At 66.9% G+C, this 688-nt stretch carries 1 protein-coding gene; it reads right to left on the bottom strand.

The window, feature by feature from the left end:
• Positions 1–93 precede the first annotated feature (93 nt).
• On the bottom strand, positions 94–688 hold a 595-nt coding region (locus FK530_RS24555; RefSeq protein ID WP_438947267.1), incomplete at its 5' end, for a hypothetical protein.

Consider the following 688-nt stretch of genomic DNA (forward strand, 5'->3'; position numbering starts at 1 on the left):
GGGGGAGACGGGTGGTGGGGAGATCGGTGTGCCCCGGGGTCGCCCACGTGGGCCCACCCTGTTCACTGGCGGTCGGGTGCATGTGTGTGCCGATCAGCTGGTCTTCGTGTTGGTGGGATGGGCGCCGATGTAGCCGATGAGAACGGTCCCGAGGTCGCTGGTGCGGTCCTCGAAGTACATGCGGGGGCAGATCGTGCCGCGGGTCTGGATGACGACGTGGGAGACCATCTCCCGGTAGCCGGCAGGATCGATCTCGGTGGGGACCGAGCAGCGACGTTCCTTCATCCAGTCCTTGCGTCCGCGCACCGTCTCAGACTCGTTGTGGCGGATGCGACCCGCCGGGATCAGGTGGGAGCCCGCCGGGGCCTGGCCGCTGAGGTACTCCCGGAGGCCTACTCCCAACGGGTGGTCGGCATCGGTGCTGAACCGGGCGTAGTCGTCGAGCGTCGCCAGCGCGTCCCAGGTCGAGTGCACCCAGAGTCCTGTCGTGTCGTGGACCGCCAGGTCCATGGCCTTGTCCCAGTCACACACGAAGGTGAGATGTCCGAAGGTGCCCATCTCCGCGTACATCCGCAGGTCATCCCAGGAGTCGACGGCCATGTCAAAGGCACGGTCGTCGGGTTCGAGCAATGAGGTGCCATCGTCCGCACCGGTTTCGCGCAGGCGTGTGCGCGCCCGTTCCAACTGG

It is taken from the genome of Tsukamurella conjunctivitidis, assembly GCF_007858475.1.
Lineage (GTDB): Bacteria > Actinomycetota > Actinomycetes > Mycobacteriales > Mycobacteriaceae > Tsukamurella > Tsukamurella conjunctivitidis.